The 15,675-nt window shown below is 63.5% G+C and carries 16 protein-coding genes; 8 read left to right on the plus strand and 8 right to left on the minus strand.

What is annotated here, in order from left to right; translation table 11 throughout:
• Positions 1-242: 242 nt before the first annotated feature.
• The 7 genes from NTV05_11675 to NTV05_11705 form a co-directional block, all read right to left on the minus strand.
• A complete protein-coding gene (locus tag NTV05_11675; protein ID MCX6545053.1) occupies positions 243-1,631 on the minus strand; it encodes a hypothetical protein in 1,389 nt (462 codons plus the stop codon).
• A gap of 19 nt (positions 1,632-1,650) precedes the next feature.
• The gene (gene wecB / locus NTV05_11680; GenBank protein MCX6545054.1) at positions 1,651-2,718 is read right to left on the minus strand and encodes a UDP-N-acetylglucosamine 2-epimerase (non-hydrolyzing); all 1,068 of its coding nucleotides are present in this window, start codon (positions 2,716-2,718) and stop codon (positions 1,651-1,653) included.
• Between the two features lie 164 nt (positions 2,719-2,882).
• Positions 2,883-5,450: a hypothetical protein gene (locus NTV05_11685; protein ID MCX6545055.1), complete on the minus strand. Its 2,568-nt coding sequence runs from the start codon at positions 5,448-5,450 to the stop codon at positions 2,883-2,885.
• A gap of 122 nt (positions 5,451-5,572) precedes the next feature.
• Positions 5,573-6,691: a FemAB family PEP-CTERM system-associated protein gene (locus NTV05_11690; protein ID MCX6545056.1), complete on the minus strand. Its 1,119-nt coding sequence runs from the start codon at positions 6,689-6,691 to the stop codon at positions 5,573-5,575.
• 25 nt (positions 6,692-6,716) lie between these two features.
• Positions 6,717-7,643: a DUF3473 domain-containing protein gene (locus NTV05_11695; GenBank protein MCX6545057.1), complete on the minus strand. Its 927-nt coding sequence runs from the start codon at positions 7,641-7,643 to the stop codon at positions 6,717-6,719.
• A 150-nt stretch (positions 7,644-7,793) separates the two neighbouring features.
• Complete coding sequence (locus tag NTV05_11700) at positions 7,794-9,146, minus strand: fatty acid--CoA ligase family protein (GenBank protein MCX6545058.1); 1,353 nt, start codon at positions 9,144-9,146, stop codon at positions 7,794-7,796.
• A gap of 23 nt (positions 9,147-9,169) precedes the next feature.
• The gene (locus tag NTV05_11705) at positions 9,170-9,871 is read right to left on the minus strand and encodes an SDR family NAD(P)-dependent oxidoreductase (protein MCX6545059.1); all 702 of its coding nucleotides are present in this window, start codon (positions 9,869-9,871) and stop codon (positions 9,170-9,172) included.
• A 241-nt stretch (positions 9,872-10,112) separates the two neighbouring features.
• Between NTV05_11705 and NTV05_11710 the strand changes: the two genes are divergently transcribed.
• From NTV05_11710 to NTV05_11740, 7 genes are all read left to right on the plus strand, one after another.
• Positions 10,113-10,922: a YdcF family protein gene (locus NTV05_11710; GenBank protein MCX6545060.1), complete on the plus strand. Its 810-nt coding sequence runs from the start codon at positions 10,113-10,115 to the stop codon at positions 10,920-10,922.
• 166 nt (positions 10,923-11,088) lie between these two features.
• Positions 11,089-11,580: a hypothetical protein gene (locus NTV05_11715; protein ID MCX6545061.1), complete on the plus strand. Its 492-nt coding sequence runs from the start codon at positions 11,089-11,091 to the stop codon at positions 11,578-11,580.
• Between the two features lie 3 nt (positions 11,581-11,583).
• Positions 11,584-11,796: a hypothetical protein gene (locus NTV05_11720; GenBank protein ID MCX6545062.1), complete on the plus strand. Its 213-nt coding sequence runs from the start codon at positions 11,584-11,586 to the stop codon at positions 11,794-11,796.
• Positions 11,797-12,168: 372 nt separating this feature from the next.
• Entirely contained in the window at positions 12,169-12,426 is a 258-nt protein-coding gene (locus NTV05_11725) for a type II toxin-antitoxin system Phd/YefM family antitoxin (protein MCX6545063.1), read from the plus strand.
• Entirely contained in the window at positions 12,414-12,746 is a 333-nt protein-coding gene (locus NTV05_11730) for a type II toxin-antitoxin system RelE/ParE family toxin (GenBank protein MCX6545064.1), read from the plus strand. The genes NTV05_11725 and NTV05_11730 overlap by 13 nt, the downstream gene beginning before the upstream one ends.
• Before the next feature lie 217 nt (positions 12,747-12,963).
• The gene (locus tag NTV05_11735) at positions 12,964-13,272 is read left to right on the plus strand and encodes a nucleotidyltransferase domain-containing protein (protein ID MCX6545065.1); all 309 of its coding nucleotides are present in this window, start codon (positions 12,964-12,966) and stop codon (positions 13,270-13,272) included.
• Entirely contained in the window at positions 13,262-13,624 is a 363-nt protein-coding gene (locus NTV05_11740; GenBank protein MCX6545066.1) for a DUF86 domain-containing protein, read from the plus strand. Before NTV05_11735 ends, NTV05_11740 begins: the two co-directional genes overlap by 11 nt.
• A gap of 182 nt (positions 13,625-13,806) precedes the next feature.
• Here the strand turns inward: NTV05_11740 and NTV05_11745 are convergent, their stop codons facing one another.
• On the minus strand, positions 13,807-15,219 hold the full coding sequence (locus tag NTV05_11745) for an ATP-binding protein (GenBank protein MCX6545067.1): 1,413 nt from the start codon (positions 15,217-15,219) through the stop codon (positions 13,807-13,809).
• A 230-nt stretch (positions 15,220-15,449) separates the two neighbouring features.
• On the opposite strand from NTV05_11745, the gene NTV05_11750 reads away from it, so the two are divergent.
• Positions 15,450-15,623, plus strand: a complete 174-nt coding sequence (locus NTV05_11750) for a hypothetical protein (protein ID MCX6545068.1) — start codon at positions 15,450-15,452, stop codon at positions 15,621-15,623.
• Positions 15,624-15,675 lie beyond the last annotated feature (52 nt).

The raw sequence follows: 15,675 nt of genomic DNA on the forward strand, positions 1-15,675 counted from the left end.
AAGAAACGGTCCCAGACTCCCCCGTGATCACGCCACCAGAAGCAGAGAACGTGCAAGCCGGTCCTGGGCGATCACCTGGACGCGTCTGGCTGACGACTGACTCACGGCCGGGTAGCGTTAACGGCGCAGGAGGAACCGCAGCAGCCCCTCAGAAGGCGTCCCAGTCGAAGGTCGTCACATGCCAGACTGGGACACACGGCAAGTCATTCGGAAGTCCAGCACACAGCCCATGTCGGTCAGGCTCATGCCGAAGGGGAAGACGAGGGGCTGCCACCCGCAAGAACGACGCGACTCATGACCTCGGCCAGGCGCTCGCCGTCGAAGTCGCCCTCGAAGGCCTTGTCCAGTCGGCCGGTCACGATGCTCCCACGGCACTGCCCTTCCAGGTACCGCAAAAGCGCGTCGGCACTCTCGCGGCTGCTCAACACGTGGCCCAGATGGTACTTCTCAACCAGGCGGGCGGTCTCCGACCCCTCGTCGGCCGCACAGACCAGCGGGTTTCCCGTGAAGACGTATTCGAACAGCTTCGCGGGCACCTGCTGGCTTGTCCCAAGCTGCAGGAGGAGGAGGACGTCTGCCCCGACCGCTTCCCCGAGCGCCTCCTGGCTTCCCACCTCGCCCGGCAACTCCAGCGCGCTGCCAATGCCCGCCGACGCGAATGCCTCGATCAGCGTCGCTGGCTCCCACACGCGTCCCAGAAACCGGAACCGCAGCGGGCGCGGCTGTCCCCACCCGACTGCAACCTGTGCCAGCAGCTCCGCAAGCGAACGCGGCATTCGTGCCGGATACAGCGTGCCCAGGTGACACACGACAAATTTCCCGGATTGCCGGCGCGGTGTCCGCCGCCGGAGCTCCTCGATGCGTCGCCGGGTCTTCTGGTCGTAGCCGTTGTAGACGGCAAGAACCCGATCCGCACATTCCGGGTACACGCGGCGGAAATTCTGTGCCATGACCTCGGTCGTCGCCATGAGTGATGCGCTGTTCCTGACAACCCACCGTTCGAGGCGGACGCTCAGCGGAGGAGCCTGCACATAGGGGTTGAGCGTCCACGGGTCGCGGAAATCGACATGGACCGGCACGCGCAGCAGCTTCCCGGTCAGCACGCCCAGGATCAACGGAGACCACGGCGGCGCGGTCACATAGATCGCGTGCGGCCTCCGAAGGATACTTCGTACCAGCAGCCCGGGCAGCGTCGTCACGATCCAGCCCGTGAACGTATCGGGGATGGCGAACCACCCCTGGATCCGCGAAATGACCTGCTTAACACCGCCAGATGTCGTCGCGGCAGAGGACGCCACCTTGGGCGACGGCGCCGGTCCGCCGACCGGCGTACCCGCGGCCCCGGCACCCGGACCACCACGCCGCCGGCGCCAGCGGTCGCGCCATCCGATGATGATCTTGAACCCGTGAAACGACGGCGTCCTGATCACGCGCACGCGGGGGTCGATCTCGGAGAGCGTGGCGGGATCGACGCCCGTGTAGTCGCCGAGCCCAGGCGTGCGTGGATGCACGGCGTAGACGGTCACACGGTGGCCCTGTCGCACCAGGTGGTTGGCCAGGCGGAGTGGACGCCTGGCTCCAATCTGCTGGATAGGTGGGAACAACAGGGCGATGATGGTGATCCGGCTCATGGCGACCAGGAGGTGAAGCTCACGCCAGAATTGCGACGATGCGCTCCGCTGCCCGACCGTCCCACAGGTCGGGGATACGGCCGGCCGGGCTATGCCCGGAGAGAATCTCGTCGGCGGCCGCCGCGACACGGGTGGGGTCGAGCCCGACGAGCTGGTTCGTTCCCTGGGTGATGGTGATTGGTCTTTCCGTATTCTCCCTGAATGTGAGGCACGGGACGCCCAGCACGGTTGTCTCTTCCTGGATTCCGCCCGAGTCGGTGAACACGAGCCTGGCGTTGTCCATCAGCGCCAGAAAGTCCAGGTACCCAAGGGGCTCGACCAGGATCACGTTCCGCCACGCCCGCAATTGATCGAGCAAGCCGAAGTCGGCGAACCGCGACTCGGTCCGTGGATGGATTGGCAGCACCACCGGCAATCGGGCAGCCAGCGCCTCGAGCGCCCGCACGGTGTTCTCGGCGGCTTCCGGCGTGTCCACGTTGCCTGGCCGGTGAAGCGTGCACGCGGCGTAGCCTCGCGGCGTCAGCCGCAGGTCGTGGAGAATCTCGCGCCCACGAGCCTTCTCGCGGTGGCGCAGCAGCGTGTCGATCATGACGTTGCCGACGAAATGCACCCGCTCCGCCGCGATGCCCTCCGCCCGCAGATTGTCTTCGGCCGAACGCTCCGTCGTGAAGAGGTAGTCGGAGATCTGGTCCGTCAGAATGCGATTGACCTCTTCGGGCATCGTCCAATCCCGGCTTCGAAGCCCTGCTTCGACGTGCGCCACCCGAATACCTCTCTTCACCGCCACGAGGCCGCAGGCGATTGTCGAATTCACGTCGCCGACAACCAGCACGATGTCGGCCGGAGACCTGTCGAGGAACCCGTCGAACGCCTCCATGATCCGGGCTGTCTGAACCGCGTGGGTTCCCGACCCGACGCCGAGGTGCGCATCCGGCCTGGGCAGGCCCAGCTCCTCAAAGAAGAGCGCCGACATCCGCTCGTCGTAGTGCTGTCCCGTGTGGACCAGTTTGGCGTCAATGTCGGAATGGCTCCGCGCCGCATCGAGGACCGGCGCCACCTTCATGAAGTTCGGGCGAGCTCCTGCCACGCACACCAATCTCAATCGTGTTCCACCCACAGGTCGCCCGCGCTCGCCAGTTGTCGTCATCCGTTCAACCCTGTTGCCCACGCGAAGGCATGGAATCCCCGGAATCTCATCCATGATTATCGGGTCGGGAGGCCCACCTGGTTAGGGAAGCCTCCAGGCCCGCTCTATCTCACGAACAGCGCCACAACCGCCGCAAGCGCCAGCAGACAGGCAGCCACGGCTGCAAAGATGGCACGTCTCTCGGCCCTCACCCGCTGCGGAACGAAAATCCCCGGCGGTTCGAAATCAGGTAGCGGCTGCGCTGCCTCTGGCATCCGAGTCTCGGGGTGACCGGTGAACCAGGCTCGCATGTAGCCGTTCGTGAGCATGAGGACGGTCGGCCGGGTCAGCACGTGCGACGACATGGAGAGAAGCGCCCGCGTTGAGTAGTCGAAGAAGAACCCGGCCCGCGCCTCGAACCGCTGGCGCTCGTCACCGCCGGCGTGCAGCGCGGCGTGCATGAAGACCTCGCTCTTGCGCATGTCCTGCGCCGCCCACGTCTCATTCGGATATTCCAGGATCTCCGGCTTGTCAAGGTATGGATACTCGTTCGCGGCCATCCAACGCGCGAAGTGCAATAGTGACGCGCGGGCGTACGCGTAGGAGGAATCCAGTTCGGCGCGTTCCGCCTTGTAGTGCAGATATCTTCCCAACGCCTGCAGGAATACTGTATAGAACCACTTCCGCTCGGCATCCAGAAGATCTAGGGTTGCAATGTCGGACGCCGGATGAATGCACCTGCGAATCAACTCTTCGGCCTTGGCGATGTACTGGTTATTCCCGGTCAGTGTGTGAGCGTTCAGCAGCGTCAGAATCGAGTTCGCCGAACCCCGGCCGGGACCGTGGTAGGTAGTTGATCCGGTCGAGCTTGCCAGTCCGGTATTCCCTCTATCGAGCCATCGAAAGACGGTCCTTCGCCCATCGTCCATGTCGATGACCCACCGGGCCAGCTCGAGCACAGCGTCGCGTGACAAAGTGTCCCCGGTGAGAAAGTGGTGGTACAGGAGCCCGGTGGTGTAATCGTGTTCGTTGGACGGGCCGCCCCCGTTTGTTCCACCCGTTCTTGCGTATGTTCTATGGGTCGCCCTCCCGGCATCCAAGTAGTGCGCGGTGTGCCAGAACAGGCCGTGGTTGTAAGCCGATTTGTCCTCGTCCGTGTGGTAGATGTCGATATCCACGACATGCCGAGCGAGCTCGTCCATCTGCGTCCACCAGCGGGGGGCCGCGCTCCGCAGGAACTGGACGGCGAAGCCGCCGACGACATCGTACTGGTTGTTGTAGTGCGACACGAACGAATGGCCGGCCGGAGCGTTCACTGCTTCGTGGTCTGCGTAGAGGTCGCCAAAATTCCGCCAGCCGTACTCGTCGATTCGCTCTCGCTTGCGCAGAAACGTGTCGTCGCCTTCGATCGCAGCGTTGACCAGCGCCAGATAGTTAGTGTGGGGGTCGCTGGCAGCCGGCGTGAGATACGGCACGGCGCCTGATGCCGCGTACCATTCGGGCGACGCGTGCACGAGAAGACGCGACCGAGACCAGTCGAGAGGAAGATCGGTCACAGGATCGGGACCGAACGCAAGCCAGACCTCGTGCGTCTTCTGCTCGCCTCCTTGCAGTTCGTGGACGTCGGCCCATTCAGAGGGCCAAAATGAAACTCTGATTCCCGCCGTCGTGGCCGACACCGCGCGTGGGAAGTTCTGCCAGAACTCAGGGACGCAAGCCGCGAGAAATCGCTCTTCTCCTTGGGTAACGACCACCGGCGTGGCGCGCAGCCCTTCGATCGCCCTCCCGTCAGCCATCGCCCGATAGCCTCGGAATCGGCATGGGATTCTGCCTTCTCGATTCACGTGGTTCGGGCTCTGCCAGCTATCGCCGCCGCTCGAATCCTGGTACACCTCGATCCGCCGCTCGGTCGTCAGCGGAGGCGTGCCGGGTTCCAGTGAGCACTGAAGTCGAGATGCGGCCGCGGCCCGCCTGAGCACAAGGGTCAGCTCCTTCAACAACACTGACCCTGAATCGCCGAGTTCCCAGAAACCGCCTCGATGCCTCGCCCTCCGCGGGTTACGAACGGTCAGTTGAATCCGCACGGCGGCGGAACCTGCAAAGAAATGGAGCCGCGCGACCAGTTCCAACCGGAGTCGCTTGCCCGTGACCGCGCCACCGAACCTGACAACCGTCCGCAGCTGTCCCTGCTCTTCCACCGTCGGCGGCCGCCATTTGACGTCGCATGGCGCGCCGTCTGCAGCCAGGACCCTCAGCCGAGACCCTGAGCCGTCGATGACAGAAGAGGTCGCAGCGATGACACTGCGGAAAAGGCATGGCGCGTCGGGGCCCAGGTGAAAGACGACGGCACCAGTGTCAACCACCAGCGCCTCAGCCGACACGGCGATGGCGATCTTCGGGCCTGCAAGCTCTGTTCCTCCACGGTCAAGTTCCAGAACGGCCAGCAAGTTCGTAGATTCGTCCGCCGTCGCCTGGAAATCGAGCAACGCCCACCGTACAGAGCCGTCACTCCAGCGATTCAGGACTCTCGTCTGCAGAGCCAGCGGCACGCCATCCGTGCCGGACAGGGTCCACTGGTTCGTGTCGACGCAAAGGCCCTTGGACAGCGGCACACTTAGCGTCACCGGCTCGTTCACACGCGCGCAGCCGCGAAGGGTCGAATGGGCGAAGTGGATCTCAAGACGCCGGGGCATGACAGATGATGCTGGTTCGGCCATAGGTAGTGATGACAGGGCCTACTGGCTGCGTGGCTGCAGGCATTCGTATGAGCCGAAGTTTCTCGGGAGCCGGATGAAGATGGGCGCCAGCATCATCATCATGGAATACTCCGAACGATGCGTGGACCAAGCGCGTTGGCAATTCCAAGCGGCAGCTTCTGCCAAGCGGAAACGGCCATCGAGAACTTCGTGCTCTTCGGATTGTGATCAGGAAGCGTCGCGCCGTCCTTCAGGATGTACTCCCAGAAGAACGGGCTCTCCTGCGCGCCCCACTGTTTCTTGAACTGATACGTCCCTTCATTGGGCGTCGAGCGCCCAAAGTCGAAAACCCTGTAGCCCCGCCCGATTGAGTCACGGAGCATCGTCCAATAGAGAAGCATGTTCGGGTTCAGCGCTCGGTGTTCGCGAAGCGACGACGCCCACGGGTTCTCAACCGCCGTCCGGTAGCCTATGGTAATCCCGGCCGCCACTGGGGAACCGTCCATTCGAACTGAGTAGGCGCGCGCATCCGGAATGCTCTCAAGCACCTGTTCGAAGAGCCGGCGCGAGTAGACCGGTGTTCCGAGGTCCCGCATGTTGCGTGCGAACACTGTGTAGAAATCGTCCAGCAACTCCAGGCCGCCGACCCGTGCTTCCAGGTTGCTCTTCTCCGCCTTCCGGATCTGGTTGCGCAGTTTGTTGTCGAATCCCTTCCAGGCGGTTTCCTCGTCCGCCGGCAACGCCAGCGTCATCGCCACCTTGTGCTGTTTCACCGGCAAATCCGGGAACATTCGGCGCGTGTGCCGCAGTTCAACTGAGGCGGCGCCGCGGCGCGCAGCCTCTATTCCCGCCGCGTCAACGAGCGCCCGCGCGGCGTGGTCGTCATCCGCAATGACGCCGCCGTAGTTGACGAAAGGAAGGGAGACGAGGAACTTGCCGAAGAAGAGGCTCCTGAAGCTGACGAGCGGCAGCACGCCAACGACGTTGGCGCTGCCGCTCGCCTCGCCGAAGCCGTGAGGCGAAGGCGGGCCCTCCGCCCCCCGCCTGTCCCTGCGAGCTGCTAGATAGATCGTCTCGTGGCCGAAGACGCGCTCGAAGAGCCCCCGCCAGCACCACTGGTGGTAGCCGGAGGCGTCAGGATGGGCCGCGACATAGGCGTCCCATTCGGCCGGAGTGACGGTGGAAGACACTTCCAGAGTAGAGTCGTCATCCGTCAACTGGTCTTGGCCAAGAGACACAATAGCTCACCAACTGCCGAACACGTCAGACCGTTGCCGCGATGGTCTCCGCGATCGTGCCGAAACGGAAGTCGCCGAGCAGCCGTCGAAGCCTCGGTTCGGTCTTCGCCAGGTTGCAATAGTGCCGGAACCGGCTGAGCGGGGACGCGGCCAGCCTCGGCTGATTCGGATCGACTTCCCACGGATGCAGGTAGAAGATCGCCGGCCGCCCTTCCGTTTCGTTCACACGACGGATGCCGGCGCGGGTCCACCAGTACGGCAGAAGGCGAAAGAAGCCGCCGCCGCCAGCTGGAAAGTTCACGCCGCCAACGCGGATGGTGGAGCCGGGGATTTCGAGCAACCCGGGACCATTGACGGCGCCGGGGCTGTGGTCCCCGCCTACACGAACCAGATTGCCTGCCCCGGCCGCACCCGCACTTCCGGCGCCAGCGGATATCCAGAACGGATGCCTCGGCGCGTTCGGGATCCCGTACCGGTCGTGGTGGATCGGGAAGATGCTGGCGTCGTAGGTGAACCCTTCCTCGATCAGGATGTCGAGCGCCCAGAGCGACCGCTCGGTGATCGAGAAACTCGGCGCCCGGTAGCCCATCACGGGTTTCCCGCCCGCCGCCTCGAGCACACCCTTCGCCCGCCGGATGTCTTCCCTGAATTCGTCCCTCGTCTGGTTGTAGACCAGCCTGTGCCCGTAGCCGTGCGACGCGATCTCGTGACCGGCCCCGGCGATGCGCTTGACGATCATCGCGTCGCGCTCGGCCACCCACCCTAGAACGAAGAACGTCACCCGCACGTCCGCCTCGGCAAGAATCCCCAGCAACCGGTCGGTGTTCGCCGCCACGCGGCTCTCGTACTCGCCCCAACGCTCCCTCGCCACCACGCGCTCGAACGCGGAGACCTGGAAGTAGTCCTCCACGTCGATGGTCAGGGCATTGATGATGGGTGCGGGATTGGTCATACGCGAACCGCTGGCTACGCTTGCGCCGCCGAAGCTGTTGCGTGACGGCGCGATCAGTCTATCGCACCCGCGTCCAGGCGGTCAGGGCCTTGGCTTCAACACCTGCCCCTGCCCGCCGAACCGGACGTCCGTCGCCAACCCTTTCGCGCCCTATGTCTCGCTTGCCTTCACGCGCATCTTCTTGAAACGCTCACTGTGCATCTCTTCGTGCACAATATTGACCTTCATCGGCACCTTGAAGGACGCCAGGCGTTCGCGGCAGTGCTTCTTGATGCGCGCCGCGGCGGTCTTTGGGTCTTCGGGGTTGGTCAGGCCCACATCCGCGCATACGATGCTGCCCGTAATGGGGTTCTTCTCGCCATATACGGTCACTTCGGCGACGTTCTCCACTTCCTGAACGACCGATCCCACTTCGGCCGGATACACCTTCTCGCCCCCGACGTTGATGAGCTCGGAACGGCGACCCAGAATGCGGAAGTACTCGCCGTCGACCAACACTTCGTCACCAGTGATGAACCATCCGTCTTCGCTGAACGGGCTGGGGGCGTTCAGATATCCGAGCATCGCCGACTGCGCCTTGATGTGCAGGATGCCGTCCACCACACGCGTCGCGAACCCCTCGCCGCCGATCTTGACCCACAGCGAATCGGAGCTCTTCGACTTCGACCGCAGGATGCCGACTTCGCTCAGGCCATATGTCTGCAGCAGCGTGATATGCGGGAACAGTTGATGGAAACGGGCAAGCGTCGTCTCGGGCATCGGCTCGGTTCCATACGTCACGGTCTTCAGCGTGGACAGGTCGTACTGTTTGTATGCCTCGCTGAACAGAATCATGTTGATGAACGTCGGGGAGGTCGGCAGCAGTGCCGCTTTGTGCTTCTGCACGGCTTCGAGCACCTTCTCCGGCGAGCGCTCCTGCACGGTGATGACGCATCCGCCATTGGAGAGCGTATAGAGCAAGGTGTTGACGCCGCCAATGTGGTCGTACAGCAGGAACGTGATGGTGCGCTGTTTATTGCGGCGAATCTTGAACTTCTCCAGGATTCCCGTCAGGTCGTGCAAGGCGGCCTTGCTCTTCCCTGTCGAGCCGGACGAGAAGAGGATCAGCCCCGGGTGGTTCCGCGCCCGCAGCACGGAATACAGCTGGTGGGTTGCTTTGCGCGGGATCCACGCGAAGGTCACGTGATCTGCCTCGTCTATCGCGACCCGCACTTCGCCTTCGGCAATCTCGATGAACTCATCCTTCTTCGACTCAACCGATTTGGTCAGAGGGACGAGCGTGCAACGGCGCTCGATGAGCGCGAGGAAGAGGGCGACAGCGTTGGGCGAAAAATCCGCTTCGAGGATGACAACGCTTCCCGCCTGCACCTGTTCCTTGTCCAGAGACGCCTGCCACGCCGAGACGCGATCCGCGAGCCAGCCATACGTGAATGGCCGGTCGCGCCAGATGATGGCGTCATCACTCTTGTTTTCGTTGAAGACATCCAGCAGGAACTCGATCATGAGACTCCCTCGGGGGCGCCAGGTTACTGAATTCCTCCCAGGTAGATGACCTGGCCGGTGATCATGCCGCTTTCGGGCTTGATGAAGAAATCAACGACGTTCGAGACATCTTCAAGTGCGCCAAGACGCTTCACGGCCTGCATATTGACGAGCGCGTCCAGCTTGGGTTTGGGGACGGCAGCAATCAAGTCGGTCGAGATGGGATTCGGGCCGACGGCGTTGGCGGTGATGCCGAAATCAGCAAGCTCTTTGGCCATCACCTGGGTCAAGGTCAGGACAGCGGCCTTCGAGGCGGCATACGCCGACTCTCCTGCCAACTTGAGAGGCACGGCCACGGTCGTGAAGTTGACAATGCGACCATAGCGGCGCTTCTGCATGAGCCTGGCGCCCTCGCGGCAAAAGAGAAACGTGCCAACGACATTGGTGTCCAGAATCTTGTGCAACGAGGAGGTTGGGGTGGTCAGGATGTGGTTCATGGCCGCTATCCCCGCCACATTCAGAAGAACATCCAGCCGGCCATGGTTGGTCCGTATGGCGGAAAAGAGATCTTGCGCGCGTCCTTCGTCGGCGACGTCCAGACACGAATGCTCATAGTTCGCGTGCGCAAAGTCGCTATCCTGCCGGCTGCAGCCGACGACGTGATATCCCTGGGTGGAGTAATACTCCGCAAGATACCGGCCTATGCCCTTGCGCGCGCCGGTTATCAGCATCACTCTGGGTTCCATGGTTGATGTCCTTTGCCTGAGAGGGCCGACTTCTCCGCTGCTGCCATCCCTGACTTCCTGGCGATCTGCGTTCTTGCGCGCGGGATTGGCTGCGGGGTCGGCTGCCTTGGGGGTCGCCGGTGATTGACGAGGTTGACGAAACCACGCACACTGAGCGCAAGCTGGCAGGGCCGGCAATCACTCCCGGAGTGATTATCCGCTCTTCACCCCGGGCTGCCAGACCCGGATCAGTGGTCGCACAATGACCCAGTTTGCCAACATCGTCAAGTCGCTCCTCATCCCCGGCTCCATTCCGTTCCTGGTGTTTGGGCTCGTGGCGGGAGTGGCTCTGCTGTTCGGCCCGCAAGCGCTGCAGCGATGGGCACGCCGCTGGTTGTTGCTGCTGCTGCTCCTGTACGGATTCCTGAGTACGCCGTTCGGCGCCAACATGCTTGCCGGGCCGTTGGTGCGTGAGTTCTCGCCGATCCAGACCAGGGAGCAGGCGGGTGGTGCCGACACGGTGGTCGTGCTGAGCGTGAGCAGCAGTGTCTATTCGGCCAACGGACAGGCGGTGGCGGAAATGGGAAAGGCCACCGCGCTGAACGCGCTCGAAGCTGCACGCGTTTTCCGTCTGCTGGGACACCCGGCGGTCGTCGCGTCGGGCGGAATGGTTGACGGCGGACAGCCAGGGCCCACGCCGGGGGAGATACTGCGGAACGCGCTCGTGACGCTGGGCGTCCCGGAGCAGTACATCGAAACCGAGTCGCGCTCGCGGACAACCAGGGAGCAGGGCCTCTTCGTGGCAGAACTCCTGCGCGCGCGAGGAGTCCGGCGCTTTGTCCTCGTCACAGAGGCGAATCACATGCCACGGGCGGTGGCGACCTTCCGCCAGCTCGGACTGGATCCGCTGCCGTCGCCGTCGCCCTTCTTCCTCGAGTCCCCGAAGGGAATACTGCAACAACTTCGTCCCAACTTCTCCGCGCTTCAGCTGAGCGACTGGGCAAGCTACGAGCATCTCGCAAGAGCCTACTACTGGCTGCGCGGGTGGTCGAGTTCGGGGCCGGACGGGTGAAGGAACAGCGACAACCACTCCCGGAGTAATTGCGGGCGGGCCAATTACTCCCGGAGTGATTACAGTTTTGTAATTACTCCGGGAGTGATTGCGGGGCGCCGCTTGCCCCCCCCCCCGACGATGCTAGCGTCGTCGTTCGACCAGAGGCCTGCTAGAATGTCGGGCAATGGCATCGTTTGCGGGCGCGCTCCGGGCACTCAACCAGATGAAGGACGCCGGCGTCATCGAGGAGTACGCCGTCGCGGGTGCCATGGCGGTGGTGTTCTGGAGCGAGCCGATTCCCACCTTCGACCTCGACGTGCTGGTCTTCCTCCCCGAGAGCGCGTCGCCGATTGTGAGCCTGGATCCAATCTATCAATGGACCGCCGCACAGGGCTACCCGGCGCACGCCGAGCACGTCCTCGTCGAGCAGGTGCCGGTGCAGTTCCTGCCGGCGCACAGCCCGCTGGCCGATGAGGCCATCGAGCGGGCGGCAGCGCTTGAGTACGAGGGGGTGCCGGTTCGTGTGGTCAGGCCAGAGTACCTGATTGCGCTCTATCTGGAGCCGGGGGCTCGCACGCTCAAGCGACGCGAACGTGCGGCGGCGCTGCGGGAGTCGGCCTCGGTTGATGTGACGCTCCTCGATGATCTGCTTGCTCGATACCGACTGGAGCCCTGAGCCGTGACCGTGCCAAGCCGCCCGCGACAAAGGCCCTCCGAGGAACTGCTGGTCACGCTCCGGCGCGCGAAGGCCCAGCATCACGAGGAGCAGCGCGGCCTTCCGCTTCGCGAGAAGGTTCGCCACGTGCTCGAACTCCAGCGCATCTGCCTGCCCCTGATCGCGCGGCAGCGGCCGCTCCGCCCCTGGGAACGCCCGTGGGCGGTTGAGCCCTGAGTCTCTTCGAACCGTTCCCTGTTCCGATCACGCCCGCGTCGTGCCGTGGACCCAGATCCCCCGCCGGGCGGGCCAATTACTCCCGGAGTAATTGCAGGGCGCTGCTTGAACCTGCCGGCACGACGATGCTACCGTCGTCGTCCTCGCGGTCGTCGTCGTCTCGAAGTTGGCATCCAGTTGGCAGTTCTTCCCGAAGGCGCGTGGCTGAGCAATTGCGGTCAGCTGTCGACATGCCGAAGGAGGAATTGATGAATACCACCGATTTGGCGAGGCGAATTGACAGAGGGTTGGCGCGCATCAGCGTGTGACGGTCTCGAGAGACGCTGGACACGGCTTGCGGGAAGCCGACGAGTATCACTATAGTACCACATCATGAAGACCGAACTCGTCACCACCCTCAAGCGGCACGCGACGCGAATCCTGGCAACAATGCGCGAATCGAAAGATCCTGTTCTGATCACCGAGCATGGGATTCCATCCGCGTATCTGGTCGACGTGTCGGTGTTTGAGTTGATGCAGGAGCGTATGCGCCTGCTCGAAGGCATCGCCCGCGGGGAACGCGCGATCGTGGAGGGTCGGACGCGTACTCCAGCGGCAGCCAGGCGGAGACTGCAGAAGTGGCTCGCCTGATCTGGGCCGAACCGGCACTCGACGATCTCGATGCCGTCGCTGAATACATCGCGCTCGATAACCCGGTGGCAGCCGGTTCGCTTGTTGAGCGCGTGTTCAAACGCGTCAGTCAATTGGCGCGATTCCCGACGTCGGGCAAGCGGCCGCCGGAACTGCTCCGGACCCTCTATCGCGAAGTGGTTGTGCCGCCGTGCCGGATCTTCTACCGCGTCGAGGGCGACACGGTCTTGATTCTGCACGTCATGAGAGCCGAGCGACTGCTCAGGGCCTTTCTGCTCGACGAACGCAGGAAGTTGAAATCGACCGCGGTCCCGGAGTAAGTGCGGGCGGGCCAATTACTCCCGGAGTAATTGCGGGCGGGCTAATTGCTCCCGGAGTGATTTCCCTCCCGACGCCCGTCTCGTCGAAGCCGTCGCGGAGCTCGCCGGGCCCCGGCCGGGCCCCAGATTGACCGGAGCGCTCGCGTTCTGCACTACACTTTCCCGGTCTACGAGGTGCGCGTCCGGCCGCTCGAATCCGTATACTGGGAGGTGCAACATGACGGCGTTTCTCGAGAGCCAACGTGAACCGATTGCGGCGGCATGCGCGCGGCATGGCGTGCTGCGCCTCGACGCATTTGGATCCGCGGTCGGCGGCGACTTCCGCCCGCGCGAGAGCGACATCGACCTCCTGGTCGAGTTCGGCCCGATGGATCCCCACGCTCGCGTCGATGCCTACTTCGATCTGCTCGATGACCTCAGAAGCATCCTTGGTGGCGAGGTTGATCTGGTGATGGCGGACGCCGTCAAGAACCGCTACATCGCAGCCGACATCAAACGAACGAAACAGGCCCTCTATGCCGCGTGACCGACGCGCCTATCTATCCGACATCGTCGACTCGTGCGAGGCGATTACGGCGGCGTTGCTGGGTCTTGATCTCGACGCGTACAAGGGTAACCGCCTGGTACGCTCGTCGGTGGAGCGCGAGTTCATTATCATCGGCGAGGCCATCCTGGCACTGTCCCATGCTGCCCCGGATGTCTTCGCTGCAATCACGGGCGCCCGTCGCATCGTCGACTTTCGCAACCAGCTCACGCACGAGTATCCGACGGTGGACGACGCCTTGGTCTGGGCGATAGCGGACCGCGACGTGCCCGTGCTGCGCGACGAATGCGCGGCGGTCATGAAGGGCCTCCAGTCTGAAAACGACGCGAACTGAACTGCCGGAGGAACCGAGGATCACGAAGTTCCCCCCGCCCGCTGTGCTCGGTTGGATAGGATTCGGTCGGCGAATCGCGCCTCCAGCGCGAAGGATGCCACGAGGGCGGCGGCGCGGCATCAATCACTCCCGGAGTAATTGCGGGCGGGCTAATTGCTCCCGCGTGATCGGGCCGCCTTCCGTCATTCCGCCGAATTGTCCCGCTGTAGCACGACTTCGCTTCTTGAGCTACGGTCTCGCACGCAGAACTCCGCCGCTAATCGCCTCACCTGGCCCGCGAGATAAAGCGGCAGCGACAGGATCTCCACCGGCGCCGACCGATCGCCCGGCATCGTCAACACCTCGATGCCGGGTTTTCCCATGTACAGCCGGATCGCCTTCGAGCGCTTCTTCTCGCCGAGGAACTGGAACACCGACCGCAACGCACCTCCCCGCGCGGCCTTGACCTCGATCGGCAGCACGTCGGCTCCCTCGCTGATGACGTAGTCCACCTCGGCGTTGGCGTTCCGCGCCTCTCGATGCCAGTAGAAGAGCGGCGCGTCCTGAAACGGCAATCCCGACACCAGCAGTTCCTGACCCGCGAGTTGCTCGGCGAGCGCGCCCTCGTTGACGGTGAGCACCCCACCGGCCGGAACCAGACCCAATCCGCACACCTGATTCACCAGCCCCACGTCCATCAACAGCGTCTTGAAGTGCTTGTCGCTCGCCTCGGCGCCCAGCGGAATCCCGTTCGCCGACGTGTGACGCACAAGGTGAACGGTCCGGCTCCGTGCAAGCAGGTCGAGCGCGGCGCGCACCTCCGCGGCACGACGGTCAGGGGCGATGTTGACGTACTTGAGCTTGTGACCGACGTTCTGCGCGACATGGCGATAGGTGCGCTGCAGCAGATCCTGTTGACCCCGCGTGCCGTACTTCGCGAAGTCATCCTGCAGCGTCGCGATGATGGAGTACTGGAGTCGCTGGACGTCGATCAGGGGCGCGCGTTCGACGTAGGCGTTGACGACAGCCGGCATGCCGCCCACCAGCAGGTAGTGTCGCAGCGTGTCTTCGAGCCTCGCGGCCACCGCCTCGGCGATGGTGTCGCCAACGTGAAAGGCGGCGACCACATCAGCCAACGCGTCGCCTTCGCTCGCGCGAACGAACTCCTCGAACGACAGAGGATACAGAAAGTGGTACTCGACACGGCCGACCGGCATCGAGTGCGCGAAGTCGTGCAAGGCGAAATCGAGCAGCGACCCGGCGGCGATGACGTGGAGGTCCGGCACAAGCTCGGCGAAATACCGCAGCGTCGCCAACGCGCGGGGACAGGCCTGAATCTCATCGAGGAAGAGAAGATGACTGCCCGGCACCAGACGCTGTCGCTTGAGAAGGGACAGTTCCTGCAGGAGTTTCGCTGGATCCGATTGGTCGAACACGGGGTGCAGGTGGCGCTCGCGCTCGAGGTCGACCGTGACGACCCCGTCAAACACCGAGCGACCCCAATGCTCGACGAGATGGGTTTTTCCTACTTGCCTCGCGCCTCGCAGGATCAGCGGCTTGCGGGTTGGCCGATCCCGCCACGCTGTAAGATCAATAGCCGCTTGCCTGGTCAACATGGATTGCAATATAGCGCATGAACAGGCTTTTGACAATCCTAATACATCACAGTATCAATCACTCCCGGAGTGATTACGGGACGCCGTTTGAACCCGCCGCCAGGACGATGCTACCGTCGTCGTCCTCGCGGTCGTCGTCGTCTCGAAGTTGGCATCGGGTTGGCAGTTCTTCTCGAAGGCGCGCGACTGACCAATGGCGGTCAGCCGTGAACAAGCCGAGGGAGGAATTGATGAAGATCATGACGAACCTCGACCGCATCCGAAAGCAGCTCAGTCCTGAGCGCCGCAAGAAGATTGGTGCGCGAGCAGCGACGATCATCGCAGAGTTTCCGAACCAGCGCCCCGTCACGCTCACGGGAATCGCGGCGTTGGACTCCGGTCAGGGCAGCCGGGAATCCAGGTAGGCAGCTTCACACCGACCCGGCGCGATGTCCTGGGGCCTGTTGGCGTCAGGGG

The organism is Acidobacteriota bacterium (genome assembly GCA_026393755.1).
GTDB lineage: Bacteria > Acidobacteriota > Vicinamibacteria > Vicinamibacterales > JAKQTR01 > JBAXOX01.